The sequence below is a fragment of the Streptomyces sp. GDS52 genome (genome assembly GCF_052246875.1).
GTDB classification, from domain to species: Bacteria; Actinomycetota; Actinomycetes; order Streptomycetales; family Streptomycetaceae; genus Streptomyces; species Streptomyces cathayae.
The window spans coordinates 2,078,002-2,094,192 of record NZ_CM125966.1; the positions used below are offsets into that span (position 1 = coordinate 2,078,002).

14 protein-coding genes are annotated in these 16,191 nt (G+C 71.2%); 1 reads left to right on the forward strand and 13 read right to left on the reverse strand.

From position 1 onward, the window contains the following. Positions 1-34: 34 nt before the first annotated feature. Both ACTWJ9_RS09275 and mnmA read right to left on the reverse strand, forming a co-directional pair. Positions 35-1,660 (reverse strand): adenosine deaminase family protein, encoded by a 1,626-nt coding sequence (locus tag ACTWJ9_RS09275; protein WP_388705972.1) that lies wholly within the window; start codon positions 1,658-1,660, stop codon positions 35-37. Between the two features lie 269 nt (positions 1,661-1,929). Then, positions 1,930-3,072, reverse strand: coding sequence for a tRNA 2-thiouridine(34) synthase MnmA (gene mnmA, locus ACTWJ9_RS09280; protein ID WP_387036415.1), 1,143 nt, complete (start codon positions 3,070-3,072; stop codon positions 1,930-1,932). Between the two features lie 59 nt (positions 3,073-3,131). Between mnmA and ACTWJ9_RS09285 the strand changes: the two genes are divergently transcribed. After that, the gene (locus ACTWJ9_RS09285; protein WP_279333752.1) at positions 3,132-3,797 is read left to right on the forward strand and encodes an N-acetylmuramoyl-L-alanine amidase; all 666 of its coding nucleotides are present in this window, start codon (positions 3,132-3,134) and stop codon (positions 3,795-3,797) included. A gap of 294 nt (positions 3,798-4,091) precedes the next feature. Here the strand turns inward: ACTWJ9_RS09285 and ACTWJ9_RS09290 are convergent, their stop codons facing one another. The 11 genes from ACTWJ9_RS09290 to ACTWJ9_RS09340 form a co-directional block, all read right to left on the reverse strand. Beyond that, positions 4,092-5,261, reverse strand: a complete 1,170-nt coding sequence (locus ACTWJ9_RS09290) for a cysteine desulfurase family protein (RefSeq protein WP_443295554.1) — start codon at positions 5,259-5,261, stop codon at positions 4,092-4,094. A 217-nt stretch (positions 5,262-5,478) separates the two neighbouring features. Then, positions 5,479-6,342, reverse strand: a complete 864-nt coding sequence (locus ACTWJ9_RS09295; protein ID WP_279333755.1) for a thioesterase family protein — start codon at positions 6,340-6,342, stop codon at positions 5,479-5,481. 82 nt (positions 6,343-6,424) lie between these two features. After that, positions 6,425-7,084: a trimeric intracellular cation channel family protein gene (locus ACTWJ9_RS09300; RefSeq protein WP_387036420.1), complete on the reverse strand. Its 660-nt coding sequence runs from the start codon at positions 7,082-7,084 to the stop codon at positions 6,425-6,427. A 144-nt stretch (positions 7,085-7,228) separates the two neighbouring features. Beyond that, a complete protein-coding gene (locus ACTWJ9_RS09305) occupies positions 7,229-8,491 on the reverse strand; it encodes an ABC transporter ATP-binding protein (RefSeq protein ID WP_443295555.1) in 1,263 nt (420 codons plus the stop codon). Next, positions 8,488-9,489 (reverse strand): ABC transporter ATP-binding protein, encoded by a 1,002-nt coding sequence (locus ACTWJ9_RS09310; protein ID WP_443295556.1) that lies wholly within the window; start codon positions 9,487-9,489, stop codon positions 8,488-8,490. Before ACTWJ9_RS09310 ends, ACTWJ9_RS09305 begins: the two co-directional genes overlap by 4 nt. A 6-nt stretch (positions 9,490-9,495) precedes the next feature. Next, positions 9,496-10,455, reverse strand: a complete 960-nt coding sequence (locus tag ACTWJ9_RS09315) for an ABC transporter permease (RefSeq protein WP_443295557.1) — start codon at positions 10,453-10,455, stop codon at positions 9,496-9,498. A gap of 1 nt (position 10,456) precedes the next feature. Further along, on the reverse strand, positions 10,457-11,461 hold the full coding sequence (locus ACTWJ9_RS09320) for an ABC transporter permease (RefSeq protein ID WP_443295558.1): 1,005 nt from the start codon (positions 11,459-11,461) through the stop codon (positions 10,457-10,459). A 117-nt stretch (positions 11,462-11,578) separates the two neighbouring features. Continuing rightward, complete coding sequence (locus ACTWJ9_RS09325; protein ID WP_443295559.1) at positions 11,579-13,249, reverse strand: ABC transporter substrate-binding protein; 1,671 nt, start codon at positions 13,247-13,249, stop codon at positions 11,579-11,581. Between the two features lie 426 nt (positions 13,250-13,675). Continuing rightward, positions 13,676-14,425 carry an enhanced serine sensitivity protein SseB C-terminal domain-containing protein gene (locus ACTWJ9_RS09330; RefSeq protein ID WP_279337915.1) on the reverse strand — a complete coding sequence of 250 codons (750 nt, stop codon included), beginning with the start codon at positions 14,423-14,425 and terminating at the stop codon, positions 13,676-13,678. 181 nt (positions 14,426-14,606) lie between these two features. Continuing rightward, a complete protein-coding gene (locus ACTWJ9_RS09335) occupies positions 14,607-15,398 on the reverse strand; it encodes an enhanced serine sensitivity protein SseB (protein WP_279333763.1) in 792 nt (263 codons plus the stop codon). Positions 15,399-15,496: 98 nt separating this feature from the next. Then, the gene (locus ACTWJ9_RS09340) at positions 15,497-16,162 is read right to left on the reverse strand and encodes an AAA family ATPase (RefSeq protein ID WP_279333764.1); all 666 of its coding nucleotides are present in this window, start codon (positions 16,160-16,162) and stop codon (positions 15,497-15,499) included. Positions 16,163-16,191 lie beyond the last annotated feature (29 nt).

Below are 16,191 nucleotides of genomic sequence, written 5' to 3' on the forward strand. Positions count from 1 at the left end.
CCACGGCACCTGGGGGAGACGAGAGGCCGCGGGGTCAGCGCTGGGTGCGGAAGCTCGACTCGAAGCGGTGGAAGGCCCCTTCCTGCTCCCACTGTGCGGCGGCCTTCGGGCTGGACTCCAGCAGGTCCCGGCAGTCCGCACCGGGGCCGGCGGCACCGAGGTCGACGTCCTGGCAGGCGGCGGCCGGACGGTAGCCGTCACGGGTGGGGTTGCCCTGCCAGAGGCTCGCGCCCGGGAGGAAGGCGTACTCCAGGGAGGCGCGGGCGAGCTCCTTCAGCTCCGGGTAGGACAGGCCGTAGGTGTCTGCGGCGTACCGGTACTCGTGGCTGATGTCGATGCGGCTGACCCCGGGGTCGTCGGTGGCCAGTACGACGGGCACGCCGTGGGCGCGGTAGGTCTCGAAGGGGTGGTCGTCGCCGCGCACACCGAGGATCTGGGCGTTGCTGGTGAAGGGGACCTCGACGGCGGTCTCGCGGGCGGCCATGGTGCGGGCGGTGCGCTGCCAGTCGTCCTCGTGTACGAGGTCGACTCCGTGACCGATGCGGTCGGCGCGGGCGACGTCCACGGCCTCCTTGATGTGGAACGCGAGGTCGGCGGGCTTGACCAGGCCGGGCCACAACTCGCCCGCGTGCAGGGTGACGTGCGCTGCGGGGTAGACACCGCGGAGGTACTGCACCATGCGCATCTGCAGGCTGTAGTCGCGCAGCGCGCCCTCCGAGTCCTCGGGCTGGACCAGGTTGACCGCGACGAACCGTGGATCGCGTTCGGCCAGGCGCATGCCGAGGGCCATCTGTGTGAAGACCCGTTCCGGTGAACTGCCGCGCGAGACCTGGGAGATCCAGCGCACCGGGAGACGGCAGGCGGGCTGGGGGGCACCGGTGTCGCAGCCTGCGGCGGCACGGAATTCGACGTCGGCGTCGTCGGATTCCTTCCGGGCCTCGGTGACCAGCCCGTCCAGCCTGCCCCCGGCCGTCAGCTTCTCGTGCAGCCGGGCAAGGTCCGCGTCCCAGCCGACCTCCGCCGCGAGGTTCTTCGCCCCGTCGGAGGCGGGGGTGACCATGGTCTCGAGGTAGAACTGGTTCTGCGCGGCGACGTCGTTCGCGACCTCGGCGAGCAGTTTCCCGCGGTGGCGCCACGTCACCTCGCCGAACTTGCCGAAGGTGTCGAAGAAGTGGTCGTGGCCGTTGCCGTCGGCCGGGAAGTCCTGCATGGACCAGGCGCGCACGATCGCGTCGTGGAAGGCGCGGTCGGTGCGGGCGTCCGCGGCAGGGCGGGTGCCCGCACCGCACGGGGGCGGGACGGCGGTCATCGTCGAGGTGTCGACGCACAGCCCGTCCTCGGCGGCCAGTTCGACGAGGTACTCGGTGGAGACCGCGCCGGAGAGGTGGTTGTGCAGATCGCCGCCCTTGGGCAGCCGGCGGAAGAAGTCCGCGGCCAGGCGCGGGTCGTCGCGGATCGCGTCCAGCCGGGCGGCCGTGTCCGCCTCGGTGGCGGTCGCCGGGCGGGGCGGCGGTGCCGTCGTCCTGGCCGGAGCGGACGCGTGCGGGTCGGCGTGGGCGGCGGGCAGGACCGCCGGGGAGGACAGCAGTGCCAGGGCGCTGAGGCCGGTGGCAGCCACGGTGCGGGTGCGGCGTGAGAGGCCGGGGATCCGATGAGTCACACCCGGTGATCGTCGCAGCGGGCGTCCGGGACACGGGTCCGGGGCGTTGTGCGCCGCGTGATCACCCGGATGGAGGAATCACGTGTCCCCGGGCGCGTGCCGCCGGCCGCCGTCCCGCCGGGACCGGCACCGGATCCCACGGGACGGGTCGCGGGAACGACCGCCACAGGCTCCGGCCGCATGCCCCCGCGATCGCTCCGCCGCTGCTGGAACCGGCCGACGGCCTTCACTGTGCGGGAGCCGTGCCGGTTCCCTCGGGTGTTCCGGGGTCAGACGGTCGTGGGGGTTCTCGTCGTGCGGGAGGTCGTGGCGATGGTGGCGGAGCCGACGACTCGGGTGCCCGCGTAGAGGACGACGGCCTGGCCGGGGGCGACGCCGCGGACCGGTTCCGTGAACGACACCTGCAGGGTGCCCTCGACGAGTTCGGCGGTGACCTCGGTCTCGTCGCCGTGGGCGCGGAGCTGGGCGGTGTAGGTGCCGGGGCCGGTCGGGGCGGTGCCGCACCAGCGGGGGTTGACCGCGGTGAGGGCGCCGACGTCGAGGGCGTCCGCGGGGCCGACGGTGACGGTGTTGGTCACCGGGGAGATGTCGAGGACGTAGCGGGGCTTGCCGTCGGGGGCGGGGGTGCCGATCCGCAGGCCCTTGCGCTGGCCGATGGTGAAGCCGTACGCGCCCTCGTGCGTGCCGAGCCGGGTGCCGGACTCGTCGACGATGTCGCCCTCGGCCCGGCCCAGGCGGTTCGCGAGGAAGCCCTGGGTGTCGCCGTCGGCGATGAAGCAGATGTCGTGCGAGTCGGGCTTCTTGGCGACCGCGAGTCCACGCCGCTCGGCCTCCGCGCGGATCTCCTCCTTGGTGGTGACCGTGTCGCCGAGCGGGAACATCGCGTGGGCGAGCTGCCGGTCGTCCAGCACGCCCAGGACGTACGACTGGTCCTTGGCCATGTCGGAGGCGCGGTGCAGCTCGCGGGTGCCGTCCTCGCGCAGGATCACCTGGGCGTAGTGGCCGGTGCAGACCGCGTCGAAGCCGAGCGCGAGGGCCTTGTCGAGGAGGGCGGCGAACTTGATCTTCTCGTTGCAGCGCAGGCACGGGTTGGGGGTGCGGCCGGCCTCGTACTCGGCGACGAAGTCCTCCACCACGTCCTCGCGGAAGCGGTCGGCGAGGTCCCACACGTAGAACGGGATGCCGATGACGTCGGCGGCGCGGCGGGCGTCGCGTGAGTCCTCGATGGTGCAACAGCCCCGCGCGCCCGTGCGGAAGGACTGGGGGTTCGCGGAGAGCGCGAGGTGGACGCCGGTCACGTCGTGTCCCGCCTCGGCGGCACGGGCGGCGGCCACGGCGGAGTCGACTCCGCCGGACATGGCGGCCAGTACCCGGAGGGGGCGGGGGCGGGAGGGCTGCGGGATTTCAGTCATAACCCCTCCAGGGTACGGGGCACGGGAACCGGAGCCACCGGATATCCGTTGTTGTGGGCATGGGGGAAAGAAGAGCTTCCAAGGACGGCGACCGGCGCATCGGGCGGCGCGCTCTGCTCGTCGGCGGGGTGGCGGCCGCCGCGGGCACCGCCGTGCTGGCGCGGGACGAGTTGGGCCGCCTGTGGTGGCGTGTGCCCGGCATCGAGAAGCCGCGCGAGCCGGGTGTGGTCGACTTCTCGGGCGCCCGCTGGGTAGCGGCCTCGGACGCCAACTGGCGGCGCGCGGACCGGCCCGACGACTTCACCGTCGACATGGTGATCGTCCACGTCACCCAGGGCAGCTTCGACAGCGCGGTGCGGGCGTTCCAGGACCCCGGGCACCGGGCCGCCACGCACTACATCGTCGGACAGGACGGGCGGATCACCCAGATGATCCGCGAGCTCGACGTGGCGTACCACGCGGGGAACCGCGACTACAACGAGCGCAGCATCGGCATCGAGCACGAGGGCTTCGTGGACCGGCCGCAGGACCTCACGGACGAGATGTACGAGGCCTCGGCCCGGCTCACGGCCCGGATCTGCGCGCGCTACGACATACCCGTCGACCGGAAGCACATCATCGGCCACATCGAGGTGCCGGGGACGGATCACACCGACCCGGGTCCGCACTGGGACTGGGACCGCTACATGAAGCTCGTACGTCAGGCGCGCACGGCGACGGCCTGACCCCATCACTCGAAAAAGTGGACAAAAACCTCCATACCCACTTCCCCTTCCCGCGAGGGCGTTCTAACCTGGGAACAGGCCTACGAGACGAGTGAGGGAGTTCGACCGGAGTAGCCGACTTCAGCGTGAGGTTGCGGCTTCCGCTGGTGCCGACGTCGACGGTCGGGCTGAGAGGCCGGAAGGTCGCATTTTGGACCGGAAGGCGACCCCTAGTCACCTGATCCGGGTCATACCGGCGAAGGGAACCCGCCTCGTAGGTCGTTGTCGTGCCCGGCCTGATCCGAACGAGAAGCCCTAGCTGAGCCCCGCCGCCCGGGCCCGTTCGACCGCCGGGCCGATGGTCTTGGCCAGGGCTTCGACGTCGGCCCGGGTGGAGGTGTGGCCGAGGGAGAAGCGCAGGGTGCCGCGGGCCAGGTCCGGGTCGGTGCCGGTGGCCAGGAGGACGTGGCTGGGCTGGGCGATGCCCGCCGTGCAGGCGGAACCGGTGGAGCACTCGATGCCCTGGGCGTCGAGCAGGAGCAGCAGGGAGTCGCCCTCGCAGCCGGGGAACGCGAAGTGGGCGTTGGCCGGGAGCCGCCCCCCGGGTGCGGGGTCGCCGCCGAGAAGCGCGTCCGGGACGGCCTCGCGGACCGCGGCGACCAGGTCGTCGCGGAGGGCTCCGACCTCGCGGGCGAACCACTCCTGCCGCCCGGTGGCCAGCTGGCCGGCCACCGCGAAGGAGGCGATCGCGGGCACGTCGAGCGTGCCGGAGCGCACATGGCGCTCCTGGCCGCCGCCGTGCAGCACGGGCACGGGGGTGTGCTCGCGGCCCAGGACCAGCGCCCCGATGCCGTACGGGCCGCCGATCTTGTGGCCGGACACGGTCATCGCGGCGAGCCCCGAGGAGGCGAAGTCCACCGGCACCTGGCCGAAGGCCTGGACCGCGTCGGAGTGCAGCGGAACGCCGAACTCGGCGGCGACCTCGGCGAGTTCACGGACCGGCAGCAGCGTGCCGATCTCGTTGTTCGCCCACATCACGGTGGCCAGGGCCACGTCGTCGGGGTTGCGGGCGATCGCCTCGCGCAGCGCGTCCGGGTGGACCCGGCCGTAGGGGTCGACCGGCAGGTACTCGACGGTGGCGCCCTCGTGTTCGCCCAGCCAGTGCACGGCGTCGAGGACGGCGTGGTGCTCGACGGGGCTCGCGAGGACGCGGGTGCGGGCCGGTTCCGCGTTCCGGCGGGCCCAGTACAGGCCCTTCACCGCGAGGTTGTCGGCCTCGGTCCCGCCGGCGGTGAGGACCACCTCGCTGGGGCGGGCGCCGAGGGCTTCGGCGAGGGTTTCGCGGGCCTCCTCGACGCTCCGGCGGGCGCGCCGGCCGGCTGCGTGCAGGGAGGAGGCGTTGCCGGTGAGGCTCAGGTGCGCGGTGAGTGCCTCGACTGCCTCGGGAAGCATCGGGGTGGTCGCGGCGTGGTCGAGGTATGCCATGGTGAGCCCGATTCTACGGGCCCCGTCCGACGGGCCCGGGGGCGCGGTCGGCCGGAAAACGACGCCGGTTCGAGCGTCCCGGCCCACAGGCTCCCCCGAGCGGCGTCGCTCACCTGCGGGAACGCCGGCCGGGCCGGCGGATGCGGGTCGCCGGGGCCGGCGGTCACATTGAGGACAAGCGGACCCGGCGGGCCCGGCACGGTGCCGGCCGGGCCCCTCAGGGCAGCCGTACGCGGGCGAGCTGGCGGGACTGGGCCACCAGTCGGTCCGCGCTGTCCCAGACCTCGGCGTCCTCCTCCAGGAAGCCGCCGGCGAGGTTGCGGGTGGTGATCGACACCCGCAGCGGGCCGGGCGCCGGGCGGGAGCGGACGTGCGCCGTCAGCTCGACCGTGGGGACCCAGCCGGTGAGCCCGATCTCGAAGGCGGTGGGCGGCAGCGCGTCCACGGCGAGCAGCAGGGAGAACGGATCGGCGTCCCGGCCGTCGGCGAGCCCGAACCAGGCCCGCATCTCCCCCTTGCCGGAGGGCTGCCCGAGGGCCCAGCCGAGGGTCGACGGGTCGAGCTTGAGCATCAGCCGCTCGGTGATGGCGGAGCTGCCGTCGACGGGGGCCGGACCGTCCTCGGGGCCGAAGCACTGCTCCATGGGCGGCAGCGCGGGCGGGCGGGCCGCCGTGCGGACGTCGTCGGGGAGGGTGTCCAGGTCGCCGTAGGAGGCCAGCACGCGGATGCGTTCGACCTCGCGGCCCTCGTCGTCGTATTGGAGGAGGGACGCCTGACCGGTCGACAGGGTGCGCCCGGTGCGCACGGTCTCGGTGCGGACGACCGCCGGGCCCGGCTGGGAGGCGGTCAGGTAGTGCGCGGAGATGGTGAAGGGGTCCGGGTGCGGCAGGGTGTCGGCGAGGGCGCGGCCCAGGACGGCCAGCAGATAGCCGCCGTTGACGGCGTTGATGATCGTCCAGCCGGCGGAGAGGCCGATGTCGTAGACGCCCGGCGTGCGGAGCGTCACCGCGGTGTCGCGGTCGAACTCGCTGTCGCCGACGGTGGCCCGGGTCGCGACCTGGGCGGAGGCTGCTTCTGGCATGGATGAAGAGTACAAGAAGTGGCTACTAAGCGGTAGCTTTGCCGAATCCCCTCCCCGTCTCCCTCCCCCGCGCCGGCCCGCCCTACTCCTCCTCGCGGGCCGTCGAGCGCCGCTGCCACGCGCGGGGCGCCCGCCAGTGGTACCGCAGCGCCAGCAGCCGCAGCGCGAACGCCGTGAGCACGGCAAGGGTGCCGGTGAACGCGTTCAGCACGTCCAAGCGTATGCACAGCGCCACCATGGTCGCGCCGACCATCGCCGGTACCGCGTAGAGATCGCGGTCCCAGCGCAGCAGCGAGGGCACCTCGTTGGCGAGCACGTCCCGCACCACGCCGCCGCCCACCGCGGTGACCAGGCCCAGGCAGGCGGAGGCGACCGGGCTGAGCCCGTAGTCGTACGCCTTGGCGGTGCCGACGACGCAGAACAGACCGAGCCCCGCGGCGTCGAAGAAGTTGACGGCGTTCTGGATGCGCTCGACCTGCGGGTGGAGGAAGAAGACCAGTGCCACGGCGAGCAGCGGGGTGACGAAGTACCCCAGGTCGGTGAAGGCGGCGGGCGGCACGGCGCCGATCACCACGTCACGGAAGAGTCCGCCGCCGAGGGCGGTGGCCTCCGCGAGGACCGCGATGCCGAAGACGTCGAGGTTCTTGCGCACGGCCAGCAGGGCGCCCGAGATCGCGAAGACGAAGATGCCGATCAGGTCGAGCGCGTGCAGGAGCGACGGGCTGAAGAGTTGCTGGAGCACTTTCACATTCTTACTCAGCAGGAACCCCTCGCCTTGTAAAGCAAGGCGAGGGGTGGCACGGACGTGCGGCCCGAGGAGCTCTCGGAACACCGGACGGTTCCGCTCCGTCCGGTGCTCCGGGATTCCGAGGGGCGCGACGGACCGTCAGTCGGTCGTGGCCGGACCCTTGTCGGACGCGTCCGGCGCCGCGGTGTCCTGGTCCTTCGCGACGGCGTCGGCCGTCGGGTCGCTCGGGACCTCGACCGCTGCGGGGACCTTCTCCTTGACCGCCGTGGCGTCCGGCTTGGTCGTCGAGTCGGCCGGCAGGAGCGCGGCGGGGACCTCCGCCTCGCCCTCGGTCTGCTCCAGCACCGCGTCCTCGGTGGCCTCGGTCTCCGTGACGGCCTCGATGCCCGTCGGCCGGGTCGGCTCCAGCTCTCCCGACGCGATCTCGGCGGCGTAGTGGCAGGCCACCCGGTGACCGCCGCCGACGTCCTTCAGTTCCGGCCGTTCGGTCGCGCACCGCTCGGCCTGCGCCCAGGGGCAGCGGGTGTGGAAGCGGCAGCCGCTGGGCGGGTTCGCCGGGGAGGGCAGGTCGCCGGTGAGCAGGATGCGCTCGCGCTTGTCCTCCACCTCCGGGTCCGGCACCGGCACGGCCGACATCAGGGCCTTGGTGTACGGGTGCTTGGGCTCGGCGTACAGCACGTCGCTCGGCGCCTCCTCGACCAGCGAGCCCAGGTACATCACGCCGATCGTGTCGGAGATGTGCCGGACCACCGCGAGGTCGTGGGCGATCACCAGGTAGGTCAGGCCGAGTTCCTCCTGGAGGTCCTCCAGCAGGTTGATGACCTGGGCCTGGACCGACACGTCGAGCGCGGAGACCGGCTCGTCGCAGATGATCACGTCGGGTTCGAGGACCAGGGCGCGGGCGATGCCGATGCGCTGGCGCTGACCGCCGGAGAACTCGTGCGGGTAGCGGGCGAGCGCGTTGGAGGGCAGGCCGACCTTGTCCAGGATCGACTTGATCTTCTCCCGGCGCTCCTCCTGGTCCTTGCCGATGCCGTGGGCGACCATGCCCTCGGACAGGATCGACTCGATGTTCTGCCGGGGGTTGAGCGAGCCCAGCGGGTCCTGGAAGACCATCTGGAGCCGGCGCCGGAAGCGGCGCATCTCCTCGCTCGGCAGCTTCGCGAGGTCGGTGCCGTCGAGGACGACGGACCCCTCGGTGATGTCCACCAGCCGCAGCACGGACCGCCCGAGGGTGGTCTTGCCGCAACCGGACTCGCCGACCAGTCCGTAGGTCTCGCCGGCCTCGACCTTCAGGGACACCCCGTCCACGGCGTAGACGTGGCCGACCGTACGGTCGAACAGCACGCCCTTCTTGATGGGGAAGTGGACCTTGACGCCGTCCAGTTCGAGCAGGCTCATGCGGGGACCTCCTCGGCCTTCGCGTCGTCGAGCACGGGGTTGACGCACCGCGCCTGGTGACCGGCGGTGCGGGGCTCGGTGAGCTGCGGGGTGCCGGTCAGGCAGCCCATCTCGTACCGGTCGCAGCGGGGCGCGAAGGCGCAGCCGTCGGCCCAGGCGATGCGGTCGTTGATGGAACCGCGGATGGGCTTGAGGGTCTCGCCCCGGGGCGAGTCCAGACGCGGGATGGAGCCCAGCAGTCCGTGCGCGTAGGGGTGGGTGGGGTGGGCGAACAGCTCGCGGCGCCCGGCGGACTCCACGACCTTGCCCGCGTAGAGCACGTTGACCTGGTCGCAGAGGCCGGCGACCACACCGAGGTCGTGGGTGATCATCAGCAGGGCGGTGCCCTCCTGGTCCACGAGCTCCTTGAGCAGCTCCAGGATCTGCGCCTGGATCGTCACGTCGAGGGCCGTGGTGGGCTCGTCGGCGATGAGCATGCGCGGAGCGCAGGCCACCGCCATGGCGATCAGCGCGCGCTGGCGCATGCCGCCGGAGAGCTGGTGCGGGTACTCCTTGAGCCGCCGGGTCGGGTCGGGGATGCCGACCCGGTCCAGCAGGTGGGCGGCCTCCTTGCGGGCGGCCTCCCCCTTCATCCCGCGGTGGCGCTCCAGGATCTCGGTGACCTGCACGCCGACCGGAACGACCGGGTTGAGCGAGGACAGCGGGTCCTGGAAGATCATCGCCATTTCGCTGCCGCGCAGGTCGCGACGGGCGGACGGGTTCATGGTGAACAGGTCCGTGCCGTCGAACAGGGCGCGGCCGCCGACCGTGAGGCCCTTGGCCGGCAGCAGGCCCATCAGGGCCAGGGAGGTGACGGACTTTCCGCAGCCGGACTCACCGACCAGGCCCACGACCTGGCCCTGGTCGACCTCGAAGGAGACGCCGTCGACCACCCGGGACTCCTTGCGGCCGCGGCCGCCGAAGGTGACGGTCAGTTCGTCGACAGTGAGCAGAGACATGGTGGTTCAGCCCCTCAGCTTCGGGTCGAGGGCTTCCCGCATGGCCTCACCGAGGAGGGTGAAACCGAGGGCGGTGATGATGATGCCGACGGCGGGGTAGACCGCCATCATCGGCGCGTTGTCGAAGAAGCGCTGCGCCTGGGCGAGCATGACGCCCCACTCGGGGACGGCCGGGTCGGGGTTGCCCAGGCCCAGGTAGGACAGGGCGGCCGCCTCGATGATCGCGGTGGCCAGGGAGAGCGTGGCCTGCACGATCACCGGGCTGAGCGAGTTGGGGATGATCTGCGAGATCACGATGCGCCGCTTGCGCACGCCCAGGGACTGGGCCGCGAGCACGTATTCCGCGCCGCCCTGCACCAGCATGGAGCCGCGCAGCAACCGGGCGAACACCGGGATCTGGACCACACCCACGGCGATCATCACGGTGGTCAGCGACTGGCCCATGATGGCCGCGATGGACACGGCCAGCAGCAGCGAGGGCATCGCCAGCATCATGTCGATGAAGCGCATGATGACGGAGTCGACGCGCTTGCCGGCGTCGCCGCCGAGGGTGGCGGCCGCTCCGGAGACGCCGCCGATCAGGAAGCCGACGGTCAGGCCGATGAGCGTGGCGACGACACCGACGAGCAGCGTCTGACGGGCGCCGACCATCATGCGGGAGAACATGTCCCGGCCGAGGTTGTCGAGCCCGAACCAGTTGCCGCCGCGCGGGCCGACGAACTCGCCCCGGTTGGGGAAGACTTCACCGCGCCAGGTCTGGGCGGTCGGCCCGTAGGGCGCGAGGTAGGGTCCGACGACCGCGAGGACGACGAACAGGGCGATGATGATCGCGCCGATGATCGCCATCTTGCTGTGCCGGAGGCGGCGGAAGGCTTCCTTCCACAGGCTGGCGCCGGTGCTGGTCTCCCTGGTCGCGGTCAGTTCCGCGAGCCGCTGGATCTTCTCGGTCTTGGTGGCGACACTCATGTCAGTGCACCCGCACTCTCGGGTCGATGAGGCTGTACGCCACGTCCACCAACAGGTTGATCAGGACGTACACCATCGCGATGAACATGATGAACCCGACGAGCACGGGGTAGTCGCGTCCGTCGATCGCCTGCCGGATGAAGGAACCGATGCCGCCGAAGGAGAACACGGACTCGGTCAGGACCGCCCCGGACAGCAGGGAGCCGGTGAGCAGGCCGACCGCGGTCACCACGGGGAGCATCGCGTTGCGCAGCACGTGCCGGCTGCGGACGACGCTCCGCTTGAGGCCCTTGGCCTCGGCGGTGCGGACGTAGTCCTCGTCCTGCACCTCGAGGACGCTGGCGCGGGTCATGCGCACGATGACCGCGAGCGGGATGGAGGACAGGGCGAGGGCGGGCAGGATCAAGTGCATGATCGCGTCCCAGGCCGCGTCGAGCTCCCCGGTGAGGACGCCGTCCAGGACGGCGAAGCCGGTCACGCTGGTGGCGTCGATGCCGGTCTCCTGGCGTCCGTAACTGGGGAAGATCCCGAGTTCGACGGCGAAGATCTGCTTGAGGATCAGGGCCAGGAAGAAGACCGGGATGCAGATGCCGACGAGCGAGCCGGAGACCGCGGTGACGTCGAGCCAGCCGCCGCGGTGGCGGGCGGCGAGGTAGCCGAGCGGGATGCCGACGGCCACGGCGATCAGGATCCCGAGAAGGGACAGCTCCACGGTGGCGGGGAAGCGCAGGACGAACTCGTCCCACACCGGCTGTCCGGTCTGGGTGCTGGTCCCCAGGTCGAGTTCGGCGATGCGCTTGAGGAAGCGCCAGTACTGGACGTACACGGGCTGGTCCAGCCCGAGCGCGCGGTTGATGCGAATTACTTCGGCCTCGGTGGCCTTTTCCCCCAGGATCGCTGAGGCGGGTCCGCCGGGCAGCCGGTCGAGCCACAGGAAGAGCAGTACCGACAGGCCGAGCAGCGTGGGTATGAGCTGGAGAAGTCTTCGTACGACGAGACGCAGCACCCCGCATGCCCCTTTCTTGCGTGATGTCCTACATGAATGGGCCCGTCCGGCCGCCGAGTTCCGACGGCCGGACGGGCCCCCCGTTTTTTGTTTCTTCGTTTTCTGCCGACTGCTCGCTTACTTGAACGAGGCCTCGGAGAAGACTTCCTGCGTCAGCGGGGAGACATTCGGCGGGTTCACGTTCTTGGCGAAGGCGATGGCCGGCGGGGAGGACGAGACCGGGACACCCGGCAGGTAGTCCATGACGACCTCGTTGGCCTTCGTGTACGCGGCGATGCGCTCGTCGTGGTTGCCGAGCTTCGAGCCGGCGTTCACGGCGTCGAAGACCTTCTTGTCCTTGAAGCCCCACTGCTTGTCGTACCCGGAGAACCAGGTGCCGATGAAGTTGAAGCCGTCGTTGAAGTCACCGGTCCAGCCGAGCATGTGCAGGTCGCAGGAGCCCGACTCGGTGGCGTCCAGGTAGTCCGGGGCCCACTTCATCGCCTTCGGCGTGACGGTGATGCCGGACTTCTCCAGGTCGGCCTTCATCAGCTCGAACAGGTCCTGCGGGGCAGGCATGTACGGGCGGGTGACCTCGGTCGGGTAGCAGAAGTCGACCTTCAGCTTCTCCTGACCGGCCTTCTTCAGGAGCGCCTTGGCGGCGTCCGTGTCGAAGGGGTACTGCTTGACGCCCTTGGAGTAGCCCTCGATCGTGTCGGGCATGAACTGGTCGGCGACCTTGCCGCCCTCGGGCAGCTGGGTCTTGACCAGGTTCTCCTTGTCGATCGACTGCGCGATCGCCTGGCGGACTTCCTTCTTCTTGAGCGCGGGGTTGGCCTCCTGGCTCATGCCCACGTAGAAGAGGTTGAAGACGCCACGGGTCGGGACGACGTAGCCCTGGTCCTCGAGGGTCTTGACGTCGGCCGGGGCGACGAGGTCGTAGCCGTCGATGTCACCGGCCTGGAGCGCCTGGCGGCGGCCCTCTTCGGTGTCGATGGTACGGAAGACCAGGTTCTTGACCTTGGCCTTCTCACCCCAGTAGTCGTCGAAGCGCTCGAGGGCAACTTCCTTGTTGCCCTTGTTCCACTTCGTGATCTTGTACGGGCCGGTACCGGCGACCGTGCCGGCCTCCTGGCTGTACTTGGGGTACGTGATGGCGTCGCCCTTGGCGGAGGCGTCCTGCTTCTTGTACTCCTCGATCGCCTTCGGCGAGTGGATCGCCAGGGCGTTGAGGGAGAAGCCGCCGGGGAGGTTCGCGGAGGGCTCCTTGACCTCGATGACGGCGGTGCTCTCGTCCTTCGCGGTGCAGGACTTGTAGTTCGCCTCGGGCGTCTCCTTGTCCTCGTTCTTCGCGAAGCCGCCCATGATGGTCTGCCAGTAGTAGGAGACCGCGCTGGACTGGTAGGTACCCGTCCAGTTGAACCAGTGGTCGTAGTTCGCGCAGACGGCCTCGGCGTTGAGCGCCTCGCCGTCGTGGAACTTCACGTTCTTGCGGAGGTCGAAGGTCCAGACGGTGCCCTCGTCGTTGCTCGACCACTTCTCGGCGAGGCCGCCGACGAGCTCGCTGCCGCCGGACTCGTGCTCGAGGAGAGCCTCGAACGCCTGCCGCGTCACACGGAAGGTTTCACCGTCACTCGCGAGGGAAGGGTCCAGGGAGCCAGGGTCACCGGCGCCGGCGAAGACGAAGGTGTCCTTCTTGCCGTCGCTCTTGTTGTCACTGTCCCGGTCGCTGGAGCAGCCCGTGGCGATCAGAGCGACCGCCACCGCGGCCGTGATCGCCCGAGCCGCTCGGGACTTGGTTATGCGCATATTGGGGCCACTCCGGGTCCGCTATGTGGATGCATCTTGACCGGCCGAACACTACAGATGTTCACAGCGAGTCGAGAACAGTCCGGATACCGGTGATACCTACCTGAGATCTGAACAGTTGACATAAGGGACGCATCAGGCGGCCCCCCGCCGGGAAGTGACCGTCCCGAGACCTCCGGCACCTCCCCGGCGGCTGTCCGAGAAACACCGGACGGTGTGAAGATCAGGTGAAACCGCAGGTGACAGGCGGTCAATCGGCCATAGCTGAGCGCGCACGGCCGAAAAACTGACGTGACATCAGTCTCGCCGACGGCACGGACGTTCACCATCGGCACTCACGTCCACCATCCGGACACCGTCACACTGAGTCAGGAACCTCGGGCACGAGGGCCCCGGCCGCCCCGGTCTCCCGCGGATACGGCCCGGTCAGCGCTGGTGCGCCGGCGGGTAGCCGGAGCCGGCGACGGGGGGCGGAACGGCCCCGTGGGCCTCACGGTCGTAGAACGGGCGGGCGTTGGCCCGCAGCCACATGGCGACCGGGTCGTGCTCGTCGGTCATCGCGACGGTCGACACCGGGAGCCCGTCCGGGACGGCGCTGATGGACTGCTGCATCATCGCGCGCACCGCGTCGACGGCCGGCGGCGAGGTGTCGTACACGTCCAGCCCGATGGCGAGGTACGGCGCGCCCAGCGCCGGCTGCACCCAGGCGCGGCGCAGCGCGCGCACGGCGGGCGTACGGTGCGCGTTCTGCGTGAGCAGGGCGTAGAACTGGGGGATCTCGATGGCGGGTTCGGACAGCCGCAGGGGCCCGGCGGGCTGCCGGTCGAGGCCGGTGGCGAGCCGGCGCAGATCGAGCCACGGGATGCCGAGGCCGCCGCCGGGGGCGTGCGGGTTGAGCCAGAGGCCGTAGCGGTCGGGGTAGAGCGCGCGGGCCGCCTCGAGGCCGTCGACCACCTCGTACGACCGGTTCCAGCCACTGGCGGACAGCTCCTGGGCGGAGGTCACACAGGGCGCGTAACCGAAGCCGTCGACCTCCATGTTCCCGTACTGGGCGTCCGGGGAGCCGGCCTGACCGTGCCACAGCAGCATCCAGACATGACCGGAGGAAGGGGTCGCGAGCGCGCGAAGCAACGCCTCATAGGCGTCGTAACGCCCGGGGGTCACCTGGCGCAGCATGTGCTCGACCTGCCCGGCCGCCGCGGTGCCAGCGCTCACTTTGTATCGCCCCTCCGTACAACACCCTCGCCCCAGCCAACGAACCTAGCTTAAGCCGCCCGCGGCCCGGAGGGCTCCGCCCGTCCGCCGGGCACCGGCGGGCCGACGAAGGGGCGGCTTCCCGCTCGCTCCGCCGGGCGGGTCAGCCCTCGCGCTGATAGAAGGGGCGGACGCGGTCGCGCATCCATTGGCCGACCGGGTCCTGGGCCACGTCCAGGAGGACCAGGTTGACGGGCCACTTCACCGGCCGGAGGCCCAGCGCGCGGCCCAGGGCGTCGCCGGGCAGGGTCCGCAGATCGCCCTCCCACTGGGACAGTTCGACCCCGACGAACAGCACCGGGTCCGCGGTCTCGATCTCGGCGAGGCAGCGGCGGGCGGTGCTGACGACACCGATCGACTCGAACTCCGCGCCCGCGGCGGCGAGGAAGTCCACCGGATCGTCCTGCCAGTCCGGCTCGAACAGCTTGACCCGGCCGCCGCCCGCCGGATCCTCCAGCGGGCCGCGGCCGGCGCGGCACAGTTCGGCCACGGCGGGCGGCGGCAGCGGGACGCCGACCACGCCGCCGGGGTTCACCACGATCCCGGCCTGCGGCGGCAGACCCCGCGCGAACTCCACCGCGGGCGCGACGGTGAACGACATGTGGGGGCCGACGACCCGGCGGAACTGTTCCTCGGAGCTGAAGACCGGGACGTACGCCTGCCCCTCGATCTCCAGGGTGGGCAGGTCCAGCGGGCCGCTGTGCGGGCCGCCGCCGTTCGGCAGCGGGACCCAGAGCGGGCTCCTGCCCAGCACCTCGATGATCCGGCCGTCCGCCGAGGGGACGCCGAGGGAGGCGGAGAGCACCTCCTCCAACTCGTTGCCGGGCCATCCTCCGTGCGGATGGGGGTGAGTCTGTGCCGGGAAGTCCGCGGAGAAGCCCGCCGGGAAGTCCATCTGCCTACCGCCTGCCTGGAACCACTGCTGTGGCTGAAAAGGCTAACCGCTGCCGCGCCGCGGCCGGCAGCCCGTGTCACCGACCGCCCGTGCGGCCGTCAGCCGGTGAAGTCGATGCGGCGCAGCCTGTCCGCCGCGTCCCGGTCGACCAGGACCGCCGAACCGCAGCCCGCGGGCAGGTCGCCGCGCTCCACGGACCGCAGCAGCCGGTCGACGGCGGTGCGGTGCCGCAGGAAGGCGTACCGGGAGACGCCGCGGCCGCGCTCACGCTGACCGTCCAGCGCCTGCTCCGGGGGGACGTCGAGCAGCAGCAGATGCAGCCCCGTGCCCCGGCGGCGGGCCTCGCGGGCCAGCCAGCGGCGCACCCAGGCGTGGGTACCGCAGTCGTGCACGACGACCCCCTCGCCGGTGCGCAGGGCGCGGCGCAGCCCGGCGTAGTGGTCGAGGCGGACCAGGGGCCGGTACAGCGCGTACGGCAGGAGGCGCGGCATGCGGCGGTCCCAGCGGTCGCGGGTGTCCTGGGAGTCGATCCGGGTGCCGCGCACCGCGCGCCGCATCAGGGTGGACTTGCCGCTGCCGGGCAGTCCGGTGACCACGACGAGGTCGCGGGGGCCGAAGAGCAGGACGTGCGGACCGCGGCCGGCGCACTCGCGCAGGTCGCGGACGACGGGCGCCGGCAGCACGCCGTGGGCCTCCCTGTCCGAAGGGGCCTGCCGCCCCGGCGGCGCGACACCCGTGGTGGCGTACGCCGTGGTCCTGTTCACCGTGAGTCCTCCCCTGGGGCAGACGCCCG